At 40.0% G+C, this 14,994-nt stretch carries 18 protein-coding genes; 12 read left to right on the top strand and 6 right to left on the bottom strand.

Annotated elements, in window-relative coordinates:
- Positions 1 to 10 precede the first annotated feature (10 nt).
- From CRT24_RS02830 to CRT24_RS20575, 6 genes are all read left to right on the top strand, one after another.
- Positions 11 to 376: a nuclear transport factor 2 family protein gene (locus tag CRT24_RS02830; protein WP_099369744.1), complete on the top strand. Its 366-nt coding sequence runs from the start codon at positions 11 to 13 to the stop codon at positions 374 to 376.
- Positions 377 to 475: 99 nt separating this feature from the next.
- Positions 476 to 1,498: an alpha/beta fold hydrolase gene (locus tag CRT24_RS02825; protein ID WP_180269050.1), complete on the top strand. Its 1,023-nt coding sequence runs from the start codon at positions 476 to 478 to the stop codon at positions 1,496 to 1,498.
- Between the two features lie 38 nt (positions 1,499 to 1,536).
- A complete protein-coding gene (locus tag CRT24_RS02820) occupies positions 1,537 to 2,385 on the top strand; it encodes a sigma-70 family RNA polymerase sigma factor (RefSeq protein WP_099369742.1) in 849 nt (282 codons plus the stop codon).
- 35 nt (positions 2,386 to 2,420) lie between these two features.
- Positions 2,421 to 3,005: an FMN-dependent NADH-azoreductase gene (locus CRT24_RS02815; RefSeq protein WP_099369741.1), complete on the top strand. Its 585-nt coding sequence runs from the start codon at positions 2,421 to 2,423 to the stop codon at positions 3,003 to 3,005.
- 2 nt (positions 3,006 to 3,007) lie between these two features.
- Positions 3,008 to 3,364, top strand: a complete 357-nt coding sequence (locus CRT24_RS02810) for a nuclear transport factor 2 family protein (protein ID WP_099369740.1) — start codon at positions 3,008 to 3,010, stop codon at positions 3,362 to 3,364.
- A gap of 203 nt (positions 3,365 to 3,567) precedes the next feature.
- Positions 3,568 to 3,843, top strand: a complete 276-nt coding sequence (locus tag CRT24_RS20575; protein WP_144034491.1) for a hypothetical protein — start codon at positions 3,568 to 3,570, stop codon at positions 3,841 to 3,843.
- Between the two features lie 224 nt (positions 3,844 to 4,067).
- Here the strand turns inward: CRT24_RS20575 and CRT24_RS02800 are convergent, their stop codons facing one another.
- Complete coding sequence (locus tag CRT24_RS02800; RefSeq protein WP_099369738.1) at positions 4,068 to 4,361, bottom strand: putative quinol monooxygenase; 294 nt, start codon at positions 4,359 to 4,361, stop codon at positions 4,068 to 4,070.
- 338 nt (positions 4,362 to 4,699) lie between these two features.
- Positions 4,700 to 4,825 (bottom strand): hypothetical protein, encoded by a 126-nt coding sequence (locus CRT24_RS21170; protein ID WP_257213955.1) that lies wholly within the window; start codon positions 4,823 to 4,825, stop codon positions 4,700 to 4,702.
- A 457-nt stretch (positions 4,826 to 5,282) separates the two neighbouring features.
- Between CRT24_RS21170 and CRT24_RS02790 the strand changes: the two genes are divergently transcribed.
- The 6 genes from CRT24_RS02790 (at position 5,283) to CRT24_RS02765 (ending at position 11,448) form a co-directional block, all read left to right on the top strand.
- The gene (locus CRT24_RS02790; protein ID WP_144034490.1) at positions 5,283 to 6,263 is read left to right on the top strand and encodes a PD40 domain-containing protein; all 981 of its coding nucleotides are present in this window, start codon (positions 5,283 to 5,285) and stop codon (positions 6,261 to 6,263) included.
- Between the two features lie 16 nt (positions 6,264 to 6,279).
- Positions 6,280 to 6,882 carry a hypothetical protein gene (locus CRT24_RS02785; RefSeq protein WP_099369735.1) on the top strand — a complete coding sequence of 201 codons (603 nt, stop codon included), beginning with the start codon at positions 6,280 to 6,282 and terminating at the stop codon, positions 6,880 to 6,882.
- 48 nt (positions 6,883 to 6,930) lie between these two features.
- Positions 6,931 to 8,961 carry a sensor histidine kinase gene (locus CRT24_RS02780; protein ID WP_099369734.1) on the top strand — a complete coding sequence of 677 codons (2,031 nt, stop codon included), beginning with the start codon at positions 6,931 to 6,933 and terminating at the stop codon, positions 8,959 to 8,961.
- Complete coding sequence (locus tag CRT24_RS02775) at positions 8,954 to 9,574, top strand: response regulator transcription factor (RefSeq protein ID WP_099369733.1); 621 nt, start codon at positions 8,954 to 8,956, stop codon at positions 9,572 to 9,574. Before CRT24_RS02780 ends, CRT24_RS02775 begins: the two co-directional genes overlap by 8 nt.
- A gap of 152 nt (positions 9,575 to 9,726) precedes the next feature.
- The gene (locus CRT24_RS02770) at positions 9,727 to 10,761 is read left to right on the top strand and encodes an OmpA family protein (RefSeq protein WP_180269049.1); all 1,035 of its coding nucleotides are present in this window, start codon (positions 9,727 to 9,729) and stop codon (positions 10,759 to 10,761) included.
- A gap of 30 nt (positions 10,762 to 10,791) precedes the next feature.
- Positions 10,792 to 11,448, top strand: coding sequence for a hypothetical protein (locus CRT24_RS02765; RefSeq protein ID WP_144034489.1), 657 nt, complete (start codon positions 10,792 to 10,794; stop codon positions 11,446 to 11,448).
- Between the two features lie 245 nt (positions 11,449 to 11,693).
- Here the strand turns inward: CRT24_RS02765 and CRT24_RS02760 are convergent, their stop codons facing one another.
- The 4 genes from CRT24_RS02760 to serC all read right to left on the bottom strand — a co-directional run bounded on the left by CRT24_RS02760 (position 11,694) and on the right by serC (position 14,902).
- Complete coding sequence (locus tag CRT24_RS02760) at positions 11,694 to 12,461, bottom strand: DUF3050 domain-containing protein (RefSeq protein ID WP_099369730.1); 768 nt, start codon at positions 12,459 to 12,461, stop codon at positions 11,694 to 11,696.
- Positions 12,462 to 12,615: 154 nt separating this feature from the next.
- Positions 12,616 to 12,849 (bottom strand): FMN-binding negative transcriptional regulator, encoded by a 234-nt coding sequence (locus tag CRT24_RS02755; RefSeq protein WP_099369729.1) that lies wholly within the window; start codon positions 12,847 to 12,849, stop codon positions 12,616 to 12,618.
- Between the two features lie 57 nt (positions 12,850 to 12,906).
- The gene (locus CRT24_RS02750) at positions 12,907 to 13,797 is read right to left on the bottom strand and encodes a DMT family transporter (RefSeq protein ID WP_257213954.1); all 891 of its coding nucleotides are present in this window, start codon (positions 13,795 to 13,797) and stop codon (positions 12,907 to 12,909) included.
- 22 nt (positions 13,798 to 13,819) lie between these two features.
- Positions 13,820 to 14,902 (bottom strand): 3-phosphoserine/phosphohydroxythreonine transaminase, encoded by a 1,083-nt coding sequence (serC, locus tag CRT24_RS02745; protein ID WP_099369727.1) that lies wholly within the window; start codon positions 14,900 to 14,902, stop codon positions 13,820 to 13,822.
- Positions 14,903 to 14,994: the final 92 nt, after the last annotated feature.

The following is a 14,994-nucleotide window of genomic DNA, read 5'->3' as shown; positions in this document are numbered from 1 at the left end:
TGACTAAGAAATGATAACAAAGGACGAAATTTTAAATCTCGAGAACACACTTTACGGAGCCATCCAAAATAGGGATACGGAAGTGCTCGACAACCTATTGCATACTGATCTGCTTTTTATAATTCCCGGCGGTCAGACGGTAACCAAAGAAATGGATCTGCAAACGTATCGTGAGGGAAACTTAAAAGTAAACGAAATCACTCCCAAAGTAGAAGAACTGCATATTATAGCGGATCTGGCTATCATTACTTTGCAGGTGGAGTTAAAAGGGAACTATAATAACCAGCCTTTTGAAGCTAAATATAAATATATCCGTTTTTGGAAAAAGTTTCCCGAAGGCATAAAAGTAGTTGGCGGAAGCGGAATGGCTATTTAATCAAAAGCCTGTATAAGACACAGGAAATCGGCAAAACAGTAAAGATTAACAAAACAGGACGATGAGATTATGCTTCTATTTGCATGGTATATAAATAAGATGAAAGAAAAGTTCCTCATAACCTTGATAATTACCTCAATCAGCTGGCAGTTTTGTACAGCCCAAATTAATTCCATCAATGAATACAACCGTATCGAATTAAATGGTGTCATTCACAGCGTATTTATTAAAGGGGAAAATGCCCTGAACCCTGTTTTGCTAATATTGCACGGTGGTCCTGGGTTTTCTGATTTTTATTTTTGGCAAACACACAATAAGGAACTGGAACAGCGCTTCACGGTGGTTACATACGACCAAAGGGGAACGGGTTTATCCTACAACGATACCCTGCCTCCCGGAAGCATCACTATTGAACAGCTGGAAGATGATGCGCTAAGTTTAATACATATTCTTAAAGAGCGTTTTAAGAAAGAGAAAATATATTTGGTTGGTTATTCTTTTGGTTCTATTATGGGCATGCATCTGATTCAAAAGTATCCATCGCTATTTCAGGCTTACATTGGCGTGGGACAGGTTACCAGTATGTATTTGAATGAAAAGGTTTCGCTCGATTATTCAATTCAACAGGCCAGGTTAAAAAAAGACAGCGTAGCAATGGCTCAATTGCAAAAACTCCGTAAGCATTACCCGTCCCGCTCAAAAAATGGATTATCAGAACTGTATTTATCAAGAAAATGGCTCCGGCACTTTCATGGTGATTTTTGTGAAGGTACCAATGTTGGCCAGCTCTATAAAAATATGGATTCCTTTGCCACGCAATATTACAAAGATAGCCTGATAGCTAAGGGACAAGCCTTCACAATGAATGCCATGTGGGATGAAGTAATGCAGGTAGATTTATTTAAAACGGTTCGGGAAGTAAAAGTCCCCGTTTACTTTATCGCAGGGCGGTGTGACTATAATACCCCCTCCACACTTGCTTATAAATTTTTCAGGAAACTAAAAGCGCCTCAAAAACAATTCATTTGGTTTGAAAACTCAGGGCACTATGCAGCTTTTGTAGAACCGGAAAAATTTAATAGGATTATGGTGCAGGAAGTTCTGGCCGATAGAGGAACATAAAGCCTGAAATTCGCTAATATCAAAAATAGAATAAAAAGATGGAGAAACATTATAATAAGTTATTGACCTATGCCTACAATATTGTCGGTTCTTATGAAGATGCGAAAGATCTGGTACAGGATGTACTGGAAAAATACATTACATTGGATAAATCGAGCATCCGCCAGGAATCCAACTTTCTGATCAAGAGCACGATTAATCATGCCATAAATTTTAAAACCCGCCAAAGTAAAAAAGAAGTTTTCGGCGAATGGCTCCCCGAACCTGTTTCGTTTGATAATGCCGATGCAAAACTTATTAGGGACGAAACGGCAAGCTATACCATGCTCGTGCTGTTCGAGTACCTGAACCCAAAAGAAAGAGCGGCTTTCATATTGAAAGAGGGCTTCGATTATTCGCATGCTGAGATAGCCGAACTGCTTGAAATAAGCACCGAAAATTCACGTCAGCTATTGAGCAGGGCCAACAAACAATTGAAGGACAGTAAATACTCAAGTTATAGTCCACATTTGGGGCACTCATTTGAGACTGTAGGCAGGTATCAGAAAGCGTTGGCTCAGGCTGACATCGTGGAATTGCAGAACTTATTGGTAGACGACATAAAACTCAGTGCCGACGGAGGTACGAAGGTGCAGGTAGTGAGCGGTTCGGAAATAGGTAAAACAGCTACGGCCACTTTATTGGTTTATGTACAGCAGCATTTTCTGATGGGAAAAACATTTACCTTTCAATTTTTCAATCATCAACCTGCCATCTGCTTTTGGGAGCATGAAAAGCTCCATAACTGTCATATACTCCAATTAAGTGAAGATGGATTGATCCAGGAAATATATTCCATTGTAGACCCGGATAAGCTAAAAAATATTACCAAGCTGTCACATATTTAGTACTCAAATGGTCTTCCATAGAAATAGTAAAAAAGATGAAGACATTATTGAGAATTGACAGTAGCTTACGTGTAAAAAACTCCTATTCCCGCAATGCGGGAGACAATTTTGTACGGGCATGGAAAGAACTTAATCCGGAAGGGAGCATCAGTATACGGGAAGTAGGCACCTCCCACATTCCTCATCTTGAGCAGGAAGTACTTGAAAAATTTTATTCTGCCGGGGATACTTCAGACCGCCTAAAATTGTCTGACCAGTTGATAGCAGAACTATTCGGGTGTGATGAAATCCTTATCACAGTGCCTATGTATAATTTTGGTATCCCCTCTTCGCTGAAAGCATATTTCGATCTTGTGCTGCGGACAGGTAAAACTTTCAGATACGACGAGGACAAAGCAATCGGATTGCTTCAGAATAAAAAAGCATACGTTCTCTCCGCTATGGGGGAACTGGATTCAGCTTTGCCCAATCTAGTGGAATTGCATATGCAGCAGATATTGAACTTTATTGGCATTAGGGAAATTTACTATTATTCATTGGACGGAACGGATGATAAAGAATCTGTCAAACAACAACTAAACCATCAAAAAGAATTATTTACGAACATCTTAAACAAATAAAAATGGAACAGGCAGAAAAAGCAATCGAAGCATTTGTAAAAGCTGGCGACAATCGTGATGCAGCAGCATTGGAAAGTATCTTACATCCCGGCTTTCAGAATATACAGGACGGGTTTTTCGATGAGAACGGGATTTTTGTATTCTCGAAATCTGACTATATCGAACTCATCCGTACCAAGCGATTCGGAGGAAGCCCAAGGAGCTTGGTGATAAACAGCATAAAGCAATCAGACCATATGGTTATTGCACACGCGACGTTGGAAAGTGAGTTTCTTATCTTTCATTCATTGATAATATGCATTCGGGATAATGAGCATTGGAAAATAATAAATAACACACCCACAATCCAAGTGAAGTAGTTTTCAATGATGGCTGAATAAAATTCAGCCATCCTAAATAATCTTGAAGAATATTTTTTTTATTCCTTATTTCTGCATTCTAAACAATTATTCTCCAACCAATAGGGAACCGTCTAAAATTATGCTAATGGGTTAACAAATACTAACGTAAGAGCGGATCGGCACGCTCCGGTCGGAACTCAATAGGAGATAAATGCGAGTAAATGGATAAATTTTACAATGATAGGTTACACAAACTGGAAACAGTCATCAATGACTTCGAGATTGAAGCCGATTGTTCCATACAACGGATAGAAACCGTTATACACCATATCCTTGAATGCCTGTCCGAAATGAAAGGGTCTGTTCTGAAAAGAGGGTTTAAGAAAACTGATGAAGAAATCCGCTTTCAATTATTTCAATTTCTCTGTTTGTATCGCCTATTGTTACCCTGTCTCCAATTGTTCTACCTTTTGTTGATGCAGCTAAAGGCTTTATAATATTACTACTGCACTCCATCAATAATTTCAGTACCATTAATAATATAATCCACCAATTTCACGTTCAATTCTTTTTCATTACTAAGGAATTTGATTTTAACTGTGCTATTAAGTTCGACTCTATTATCAAAGAGAGATTCCCAACTAATGGATAGAACATTCCGTAGAATATGGGATCTAGATGAACTTTGACAGACTTCCATTTTAGAATAATTTTGGTATGTTTATTTAGCGGCTAAAACGTCCAATTTCTCAATAGATGGCGGATTAGCTAACAATTCAGGTGCATTTTCCATAAGCGCCTTTGCTATCTTACCGCCAAGATGTGCTTGTCTGCCTTCTTCATCTGAAAATGTGTCATAAATGCCAAATGTAGAAGAGTCAATACGGAACGCATACCAAGTAATAGTTCCGGCTTCTTCATTAGCAAGTGGCAACGCACTTGTAATAAACTCTTCAACGTTTTTTTCTTTTCCAGCTTTTGCTTCTAGTCGAACTAATAATCCTAATTTTTTCATGTCTTTTTATTTTTTTAAATTAAACATTTTTTTTAACAAATGTAGCTCATTTAAGTTTTTCAGACTTTTTTATTTGGTTCAAAAACTTATGAAAAAAGGTCAAGTACCGTTAAAACGTAGCCTTTGGGGATATCAATAAACCCATCCGTTTCAAGTTTTCGGGCTTCTTTGGTAAGTTGCACCACGATTTCCTTTAACTCCTTGATCTCACTTTCCTTTTCCGCTAAAATCTCGTCTTTTGTCCTGCTGACGTTCCATTGGTCTATCGAAGTGAGATGGTCAAGGAATGCCCTTAGAATCTTTTTCTGCTGTACGATGTTTTTCTGCTTTGATTTGGATTACCTTTTATCGTCCGCTATGAGCTTACCCAGTTCATCGCTGACGATATGGTTCACGTGCCTGAAAAACTCGATTTCGGTCGCTTCTTCGTTCTCCTTCAGAAAAGAATTGCAGGTGATGCTCATAGTATGCAAAATTCCTCTTGTGTACGCTCCTAGAGCCTTTTTAGGAAATGCAGGTCATAATGTCCCTTCCACCAAAAGAAAGGCATACTATATAGAACGGATGCTGCGCTTTTCCAAAACGTGGACGTGTGCGGAAATAAGTAAGGTTTTTCATGAACTTTATCTTTTGGTAACAGATAAATATACCATTAAAGCGTCCAATTGTAAAAAATAAGGGCGGTTTAACCTTTTACTTTTTCACTTGGCTTTTCCAGTAATTCTGTCCTCTCATTTCTAGTTTTCAATTTACGTTCGCAGTAATTACTAATTTCTCAGCTAAGAAACTGTGTAATTTTCCGGGTGCTATTTTTATTTACAGCCCTTGTCATATATCTTGGTCAAAAATCCTAGTTTTCGTGGATTGCATGCATTCGTACCCTACCGTAACTTTGAGAGTAAATATTTTAAAGATGAAGGAATGAAACACTTAGCTGCACCGATATTGATCACGATTTGTTGTTTTTTCCTCGGATGCTCCAAAGAGGAAAACAACGGCGGTGACAACCGAGCAGAGGATCTATATCTCTCGGAATTGAAAGGTACCATTTATTACGATTGGGCTACCGAAGGTATACTCAAAATAAGTTTGCCGGACGGGACGGGCGGATCGTTTATTCCCGACGACAGCAAACTCAACAACTTTGATATTTCACGGGATGGAAAGACGAAGCTGACGGTTGTTAACGTCAGCACTTTGGGACAATATGATGTCCGATTCACGATCAGCGATATCAATACAGGGGCCGTCGTTGAGGAATTTATCTATAACGGGCCTGGGCTCAGCGCTTATTGCAAGGGTCATCTCTCGCCGGATAACAGCTTGATTCTGGTCACCTCGAACGAAAAGGAAGACGGTATCACGGTTCTGAAAAGGAATGGTGAGTTTGTTTCCCGGATTGTGGATATCAATGGAGAACGGGTCGATTTTAATGTAAGTGCCCTATGGCTTCCGGACAACCATTTCCTCATGACCCATGGAGATTATATTATCCGTGTTGCTCCCCCATATACTTCCGGGACTTTGGTCAAGGAAATGGATTATGAAGATTGGGGTGAACTGGCGGTAGATCGGAAGGGTACCCAGCTCGCACTCCGGATCGGCAACCATATCCACACCATGGGTATCGATGGGTCCAATCTCAAGCAGGTGACCAACAGCAATTTTACGGAATCTGAGCCCGTATTCTCCCCAGATGGAAAATATCTGCTCCTTGGCAGTTACTATCGATATAGTGGCGAAGGCTTTGGGCGATTATGGCAACTGAGCATCATCCCCAATGACGGCAGGCAGTACACTACAAATCCCGATGCAGAAGACAATTCACCGGGTGTGATTCCTGTCATCTGGAAAGGGAAAGAAAAAATCGAAACCGGTAGCGGACAGATGGTATGGAGGTAATTTAAATTAAATAGCGATGAAGAAAATAATGTTGTACATGGTGTATATTCTTCTTTTGGGATGTGCCAAAGATGATGGTCCAACTCGGAAAAACGAAGATTTTAACAGCCTCTACGGCGGCATACCTTACAAAGGAACAGTCCAAGGACGGATGTCGCTGGAAGGCAATAGATTAGATCTTTCAGGAGATGGAACTATCGCTCTTATCGAGGACGCAAAAGATTCTGTATCCATTGTTTTTCTGGCGGATATCGACGATCTCGGCGAGATCAATATCAAGATACGTGGACGGTTCGACCGGGAGTCTTTTTATATGGGGAAAGAAAATTCCGATATATTTTTTAGAATTATGGATCAGACTATAAATGGAAAGTTTATCTCGGAAGCGCAGGAGATGTCCTTCGACGGAAATTTGAGACGGGATAAGGGTCAAATGAAAATGGTCGCCATATTCAAACAGGAGACCGAGAGCTTTCCCGAGGGAACAGGATTGGAACTTAATTTTGATACCAGTCGCGATATCACGGAAAATGACGACGGCGGATCTGGCTGTCAAATGCGCATGGTTCCGATATGGGGACCTAACGGCATGACTATGGGTATGGTGCCCGATTGTTAGTTTGTGTATTTATCCGTAATTTCAAAACAATCAGTGATTATATTCCAAATGACAGAGAAACTCGGATTGCTTGTTTTGTATTGGTTGTTTATAATAACATCGGGATTTAGTCAATCGAAAGACGACCTAAAACACTACAATGATAGTTTGTATCGCCAAATCCAACAAATACAAGAGCACGAAGCAAAGGCACAGGCGTTATTCGATCTAAGTTTTTTTTGGTCAGACTACGATACAGCGAAGGCGTTTTCGTATATACGCGAAGCTGAGAATGTCTTAGGGGAAAGAGGTAATTCCACGTATTATCGGGGATTGAAAAGCTTTTACCGTGCCTCAGTCTATTTTGATACCGATCCTGCCAAAGCCAAACAAAAATACATGGAGGCCGAAGGCAGCTTGAAAGGTGTAGGTGCAGAAAAACGTCTCGAGGCGTCACGTTACCGCGCACGGTTATGGGGCAGCTATGGTGCTTTATTGCAACGCGAAGGTAAAGCCCACGAATATGTGGAAATTCTAATAGAAAAAGTCATTCCCTTAGCCAAAAGTATCGCAGACTCATCCCTATTAGGGAATAATTATCAGAATGTCGCCATGAATTTAATGAATTTAGGCGATTATAAAAATGCAGATGACTATTATAACAAAGCGCTGCAGTTACTTAAAGGAAAGAAAGAGGCCTTGGAGGGACGCTTTACACTATTTATCAATGCAGCACGCAATGCTTTGCTGCACAAAAATTATCGTAAGTCGGGTGAATTTATAGACAGCGCGGCTGTATTGGCTGTTCAGGTCCCGAATTCATCCTACATTCCTATATATCATGCTGTCTCGGGAAGTCACTGGGCGGCAGTCAAAAATCATGAAAAAGCAGATGCACATTTTGAAAACGGCCTCTCCGCAGCAAAGACACAGAGCAACGAGGATATGGTCGCAACCCTACTTTTTGATCAATTTACCGCCTATCAGATGAACAACCGATATGCCGCTGCAAGGGAAAAGTTATTGGAAGTATTGCCTTATGTACAGCAGCAATCTTCTTTGCGAAACAAGCAGATGGTATATTACAATCTCGCTAATATCGCAACTAGATTAAATCAATATCAAGAGGCTGTGAAATGGTATGAAGCACATAAAAGCGTATCTGACACCCTTTTTTATGATCAAAGTCAAGCCCATATACAGGAATTGGAAAAAAAATATCAGACCTCGGAAAAAGAAAAAACTATTCTTCAGATAAAAACGGAAAATCAAAAACAGCAGCTTTCCCTACAAAATACGCGCATGTTGGTCGGTGTTCTGTTGTTAACCAGTATTATATTGGCCGCAGTTGGTTATAGTTGGCATAATGCCTTGAAGAACAAAAAAAGATTAGCCGCACACAAAGAAATGCTTTTACAGGAGGAGCTCAAAAACCACCGGCAGCAAGAAAAACTGAATTTGTATCATGCGATGCTGCAAGGACAGGAAAGCGAACGCAGTCGAATAGCTAGAGATCTGCACGATGGCTTGGGTGGAATGTTGGCAAATGTTAAATTGAAACTATCCGCAGTTGCCACCAATGTTGATAAACAAGACATTAATCAGGAATCCCATATGGAATTATACACCATTATCAATCAATTAGACCATTCGGTCAATGAACTGCGTCGGGTGGCACGTAATATGATGCCCGAGGCTTTATTGTACATGGGGCTGCAAGCGGCTTTGAAGGACCTATGCAATGCCATGAGCAATCCGGAATTAAAGATAGATTTCCAGACGACAAACTTGAATGACAATTATCCGCAACCTTTTCAAATCGCGGTGTACCGTATCGTGCAGGAACTATTAACCAATGCTGTAAAACACAGCGGAGCTTCGCAGGTTTGGGTGCAATGTAGTGAAGAAGATGGGAAGTTTTTCATTTCGGTGGAGGACAATGGCCGCGGATTTGATGCCAGGAATGACCTGTTCGAAAAAGAAGGAATAGGACTTTCCAATATCCGCAACCGCGCAGAAATATTAAATGGACAGTTTGATATCGATGCAACATTAGGTCGGGGAGCATCGTTTCATATTCAACTCGATATATATGGATAATGTTATCTCCGTCATCATTATTGACGACCATCCGTTGGTATTAAATGGTTTTGAGTTTATTCTAAATAGGAATGCCAATATCTTACTCAGAAAAACGTTTACCTGCGCTGCAGATGCTTTGAACTTTTTAATGACCGACCACATAGATGTCGTGCTGATGGATATCAATATGCCCGATATGAATGGAATCGACGCGACTGAAATTATACGAAAGTCGTACCCCGAGACACGGATAATCGCCATTAGCAATCTAAACGAAGGAAGTATTGCTTCGCGTATGATGCAGGCTGGCGCGGCCGGCTACCTCCTTAAGAATGTATCTGCAGAAGAACTGACAGAAGCTATACAAGCCGTATATGATGGAGAGCAGGTATTGAGCAAGGAAATGAACGATATATTGTCAGATAAACAGGATACCGTACCTAAAATCACGGAAAGGGAACGGGAAGTACTCGCTTTGATGGCAAAAGGATATACAACACCAAAGATTGGCGAACTCATGTTTATCAGTCCGCTGACAGTCGAAAGTCACCGGCGGAATCTACTGCAAAAGTTTTGCGTGACCAATTCCGTATCCCTGATACACAGGGCAACGGAAATGAAATTCATCTAAAAACCATGGCATGCCTGGATAAACGAAGAGACCATAGATCAATCATTTTAAAACGCATAAAACGTATACGGAATATGAATGTTAGCCAAGACACAAACCCGAATGAATCCACCAGCTGGGGGATGACAATTAAAAAAGCAAATAATATACATATGAAAAGAACAGTCACGATCGCCCTAATTACGGGTATGCTTCTAATGAGTTCCTGTAACAATTCCAACAAAGAAAACAATGCGGGAGGTGAAACACCGGTTAAGGGGACAGATACCCTTACTTTATCCCAACCGGAAGAAATTCCATCCCTGGAGCAGGACAGTACTGCTGATTTTGACATAAACAGCATTCCGGTCTCCACGGCAGAAATCGGTGACTTTCCATTCTTCACTGCTCCCGAAGGTGCTAAATACATTAACAGACCGAAAGTAAAAGATTTTGATTTTATCGTATTCGTGACACCTGAAAACATCTATGAAGTAGAGGGGAAAACTTTCAGGTCACATGTTCATAAAGACAGAGAGAGCAGTGTGGAGATCAGCGGTCGATACCTGAACAAAAGTTTTGAAGATGCGATCCTGAATGCCGGAGGGGTAAAGGTCTTTGAAGGTAACCTAACGAAAGAGCAAAAGGACAAATACAAGGAACTAGCCACCTATGGAGGAAGCAATGGAAGCCTGGATATCTGGAACGAAGTGGTTGTAATGTATGTGATCAGAAGACATGAGGGGAACGTCTATATAGCTATGGAAAAAGCTACGGGAAACAGTACTTCCATACAGATCGTGCAGGAAAAAGCCTTTGAGCAGACCATACAGAAAGTCACCTCGGCCGAGATAGAAAACGATTTGTTGAATGCGGGTAAATCTGTATTGCAGATAAATTTTGATACGGACAGAGCCACATTGAAAACAGATGGATTGGAAACTGTCCAGGAAATCATCAAGGTGTTAAGGGATAATCCGGAACTGAAAATAGCCATAAACGGATACACGGATAATTCGGGAGGAAAAGAACACAATCAAAAATTGTCGAAAGACCGGGCGTCAACAGTTAAAAAGGAAATTTTAAAAGCCGGCATAGGTGCCGACCGCTTAACATCAGCAGGATTCGGACAGGAGAATCCGGTAGCTACCAATGATACAGAGGAAGGGAAAGCGCAGAACCGAAGGGTGGAACTTTTAAAAATCTGAGCGATCGGATAAATAAAAAGAAAGAATACTATGATAAAAACAATCTTCACTAGGCTCAACAAACTATCGGTTTTGTCATTTGCGTTAGTTTTTCTTACAGGAAGCATTATGCTCTCTGCCTGCAGTAAGAATGATGATAAAGATCCAACAGAAACATCAGGTTCGGGGGTTCGGTTGAAACATCTTGTTACTGCCCCCCAAGTTGCCGGTTCTCTGGGCGAATCTATGCAGGGATATACGATGCAGGGCACGGGTGGGTTTACGAATACAGGAAATTATCCCGAAGTACCACATATCTATTATTATACCGTAAATTTTCAAAAAGACCTTAACGAGTATACCTATGCCGCGCGTTCGGTCAGTGCACAGACCGGAATGGGAAAAGATAGCAAAGGTGAAATATTGGAAATGTTCGATGATATAGAAGAAGTTGCAGACGGAAGGTTGGGGAAAGCGCCATATGAAAACGTATTTGCCCTACGATATAAGGATAATAAGAAAAGCGATTGGAGGTACGAACTACACATCAGGCTGGCTCATATCAATAATCAAGACAATCAGTTGATCACATTATCCGGGACGTTTGGGCCTTCTTCGCACCCGGATACAGAAGAAATCGCTCCGGACCCTATGAGCAGCAATGAAGCCATATCGGCCATGTTGACTTTGGTGGAACCGATAGAGTAAGCTATAGGGAATAGCCCCTAAGGCGGTTTAAATGGCGTTTGGTACGAGACAGCGGATTGGCGGATATGTCAAAAACAAACGGATCTATCCTTCTCCTATTTAGTTGGATTTCTTATCTAAAGACTGAAAACAAAAAAAGAGAGAGTCAGCTTTAACTGTCTCTAATAGAGATACTGAATTTGACCTTTTTGGTGGAACGGCACTCTTTTCAGCTTTCTGTATTTATATTATTTGCTTTCTTTCTTTTAAGAAATGCTCTCATAAATTGCATCCCATAAGTCAATTCTTTTTTGAAGGGCTAGTTTAGAAACAGATTGCATGTCTAACCATTTCTGATCATCACCTTGAGCTAATTCTTCTATCATTTTTAAAGCTAAGGGGCCGTGTTCATCTCCATCAAGATCGATATGTCTTTGAAAATAATAAATGAATTTATCTAACTCCGAATCGGGGAAATTTATCTTTATTTCCTTTAATATTGATGTGAACATATCTGGAATCAAACCTTCTCTACCAAATGTAAATGCTGCTGCAATTTTGTGTGACTCTTTAGTTTCAATAATATTAAATGTGGATTTTAAAAATTCTCTTATTCTGTTATCAGTATTTAAGTTTTCGATACTTTGATATATATTTTGTGTCCTTTGGATATCAATTAAAAATTCTCTTATATCTTCAGTTTTAGCACTCATCGATTCCATAGCATCTAAGTACATCTCAAAATGACTCATCCTATTCCCATCAATATATTGATCAGATTCCTCAGCTAAAACTATTTCATTAATCAAATATCTTGTATTAGCAAAATCAGATGCAAACCATGGAATGGAGACACATGTAAGTTCAATTTGCAATGCTTTCAGTAACGACATAAAATCCCAAACAGCATAAACATGTCCTTGGGTAAATAGTCTTAAATGATCTATAGTGGTGATTTTACGGTATAGAGGATGATTATTTAAATAATCTTTTTCTTCTTTTATATAAGCTTCTAAAATTTCAAATTGTTTCATGACGCAAAAGTAACTTTTATGTCCAACAGTGTTCAAATCCTAACCTGGAAATATTTTTTTTCACTACCAAACCATATTTCTGATTTGTGGTAAGGCCAAAATATGAAAAAAGGAGCTAACTCAATCGAGAAGGCTCCTGTTTTTTTTAAGTGTACTAAGCAATTGTAAAAATCCATCCGAGAATAAACATGTATTTGGTCTGCTCATTGGCTGTGGCAAAATTAGAACTCAATATCAGTTTACCCGAACTATTATCTACAACAAATGGCAGTTGCGTAACAATGGGAACATTGTCATTGACCGTAATGATTGTAGCAAAGCTGTATTGCTTCATAAAAGCAATTTTTTCGGAACTGTTCTCAAGCCTAAATGTACTGGGTATGAACATATTTCCTGCTGTATTTTAATTCATATTATTTCAAAAGATGTGTTTCATTTATAATCATCATCTTGCAAATTTTTTTGTTCCTGCCACACATAGAATTACCCCGACGGTAACGGCTAACATTCCGATACTTACTTTTTCGTGAAGTAGGAAAGAAGCTAATCCCAAGCCGAAAAACGGCTGTAATAACTGTAATTGTCCTATGGTAGCCGTTCCACCCTGTGCCATACCTTTGTACCAAAAAATAAAAGCAATGAACATACTGAACAGCGACACATAAGCCAAGCTAACCCAAGCCCCTGTACTAATGCCCTCAAACGATACTGGCATATAAATAAATGTAAGTGGAAACATTACAGGCAATGAAAGCACCAATGCCCATGAGATAACCTGCCAACCGCCCAATGTTTTTGTGAGCTTTGCCCCCTCCGCATAGCCCAAGCCACATAGAATGACTGCCCCGAGCATCAGCATATCGCCAACAGGCGAAGCTGTCAGACCTTGTGCCACCGCATAACCTACCACTAAAAGACTGCCGATAATTGAGAATACCCAAAATACAGGTCGTGGACGTTCGCCACCCCGAATGATACCGAATAAAGCCGTTGCAACAGGCAATATGCCGATAAAAACAATGGAATGTGCCGAAGTAACGTATTTCAACGCTAATGCGCTTAACAAAGGAAAACCTGCTACTCCACCAAGAGCTACAATAGCCAACGGAAAAATCTGTTTTCGGTCTGGGTATTTTTCCTTAAAGACAAACAAGGCGATAAGGGCAAGTATTCCCGCAATGGAAGCCCTTGCAACCGTAAGGAATACAGGATTAAATTCTAAAACCGCTACTCTCGTCGCAGGTAATGAACCGCTAAATAACACCACGCCAATAAAGCCGTTTAACCAACCTTGTGCCATGTTTTCTTTTATTTTACTCATACTTATTTCTGACATTGTATTATGTTAAGTTTTATTATCAAGCGTTCAACTTCTTATGGTTTTCATATTCCTGCATAACGGCTATTAAAGTTTTTGCGCTCTCAATAGGTAGTGCATTGTATAATGAAGCCCTAAACCCACCGTAATCTGCATATTGTTTGATGACCACAACCTTACGTTCTGCAGCGAAATCCAAAAACTCCTGTTCGTGTTCGGGATTGTTAGGTAAAAAGGTAACGTTCATTCTGCTTCGTTGTGAAATGTTGCTAACTCTGCCTGTAAAAAGGCTGTTCCTGTCAATTTCCTTATAAAGCAATCCGCTTTTTTCAATGTTTCTTTTTTCGATAGCCGGGACGCCACCTTGACTTTTCAGCCATTTGAGATTGAGCGAGGTTGCATAAATAGCGAATACCTGAGACGTAATGTAAAGCGGCTTATTATCTGCAGGTATCGCATAGTTAGATATATTGGGTATGTTTCGGTTTACTTTATCCAATATGTCATTTCTTATAATAATTATCGACACACCTGCCACCCCTGCATTTTTCTGTTCGCTGGCATATATCATTCCAAATTTTGTAACATCAATTTCCGAACTCAAAATGTCCGTTGACATATCGCATATAACGGGTACAGATGTTTTTGGCACAACCAATAGCGTTGTTCCATTGATTGTGTTGTTAGACGTGTAGTGGAAATGGGTATTATCTTCGGGAATATAGAAATCTGTGGGAATTGAACGGTATTCGTCATCTTTCCCCGATGCAACAACATTGACCTTTCCGTCAAGTCTCGCCTCATTAATGGCTTTGGATGCCCAAACGCCACTATCAAGATAAGAAGCTTCGGTATCATTATTTAATAGGTTGAGTGGGATTTGCGCAAAATGCTGACTTGCTCCATCTGCAAGAAATAGTACTGTATACTCTTGGGGAATACTCTTCAGCTCACGCAGAAGTGCTTCGGCTTCGGTAAGAATGTCGGCAAAGACAACAGACCTGTGTGATGTTTCCAACAAGGAAAGTCCGGTTTTGTTATAATCCCTGTTTGCATCAGCAGTCTTATTGTACACGAAATCGGGCAATACGGCAGTTCCGGCACTGAAATTATGAATTCTCATTTTATAGAAGTATTAGATTGAACAAATTTAAAGCTGAATTTAGAATAAACACAGTCACAGTTTTTGATATTTTAGTGGACACAGCTATCTTT

Source organism: Sphingobacterium sp. 1.A.5, from assembly GCF_002734235.1.
In the GTDB taxonomy this organism is placed as follows: domain Bacteria; phylum Bacteroidota; class Bacteroidia; order Sphingobacteriales; family Sphingobacteriaceae; genus Sphingobacterium; species Sphingobacterium daejeonense.
Note: the sequence above shows the minus strand (reverse complement) of the source record. Positions and strands in the feature narration are given on the sequence as shown.

Coding starts and splice junctions, on each gene's coding strand:
- CRT24_RS02820 (WP_099369742.1), top strand. CDS start 1,537: ATGGAGAAACATTATAATAAGTTATTGACCTATGCCTACAATATTGTC.
- CRT24_RS02780 (WP_099369734.1), top strand. CDS start 6,931: ATGACAGAGAAACTCGGATTGCTTGTTTTGTATTGGTTGTTTATAATA.
- CRT24_RS02765 (WP_144034489.1), top strand. CDS start 10,792: ATGATAAAAACAATCTTCACTAGGCTCAACAAACTATCGGTTTTGTCA.
- CRT24_RS02790 (WP_144034490.1), top strand. CDS start 5,283: ATGAAACACTTAGCTGCACCGATATTGATCACGATTTGTTGTTTTTTC.
- CRT24_RS21170 (WP_257213955.1), bottom strand. CDS start 4,825: ATGAGCATCACCTGCAATTCTTTTCTGAAGGAGAACGAAGAAGCGACC.
- CRT24_RS02760 (WP_099369730.1), bottom strand. CDS start 12,461: ATGAAACAATTTGAAATTTTAGAAGCTTATATAAAAGAAGAAAAAGAT.
- CRT24_RS02830 (WP_099369744.1), top strand. CDS start 11: ATGATAACAAAGGACGAAATTTTAAATCTCGAGAACACACTTTACGGA.
- CRT24_RS02800 (WP_099369738.1), bottom strand. CDS start 4,361: ATGAAAAAATTAGGATTATTAGTTCGACTAGAAGCAAAAGCTGGAAAA.
- CRT24_RS02815 (WP_099369741.1), top strand. CDS start 2,421: ATGAAGACATTATTGAGAATTGACAGTAGCTTACGTGTAAAAAACTCC.
- CRT24_RS02750 (WP_257213954.1), bottom strand. CDS start 13,797: ATGTCAGAAATAAGTATGAGTAAAATAAAAGAAAACATGGCACAAGGT.
- CRT24_RS02785 (WP_099369735.1), top strand. CDS start 6,280: ATGAAGAAAATAATGTTGTACATGGTGTATATTCTTCTTTTGGGATGT.
- CRT24_RS20575 (WP_144034491.1), top strand. CDS start 3,568: ATGGATAAATTTTACAATGATAGGTTACACAAACTGGAAACAGTCATC.
- serC (WP_099369727.1), bottom strand. CDS start 14,902: ATGAGAATTCATAATTTCAGTGCCGGAACTGCCGTATTGCCCGATTTC.
- CRT24_RS02775 (WP_099369733.1), top strand. CDS start 8,954: ATGGATAATGTTATCTCCGTCATCATTATTGACGACCATCCGTTGGTA.
- CRT24_RS02770 (WP_180269049.1), top strand. CDS start 9,727: ATGAAAAGAACAGTCACGATCGCCCTAATTACGGGTATGCTTCTAATG.
- CRT24_RS02755 (WP_099369729.1), bottom strand. CDS start 12,849: ATGTTCATACCCAGTACATTTAGGCTTGAGAACAGTTCCGAAAAAATT.
- CRT24_RS02810 (WP_099369740.1), top strand. CDS start 3,008: ATGGAACAGGCAGAAAAAGCAATCGAAGCATTTGTAAAAGCTGGCGAC.
- CRT24_RS02825 (WP_180269050.1), top strand. CDS start 476: ATGAAAGAAAAGTTCCTCATAACCTTGATAATTACCTCAATCAGCTGG.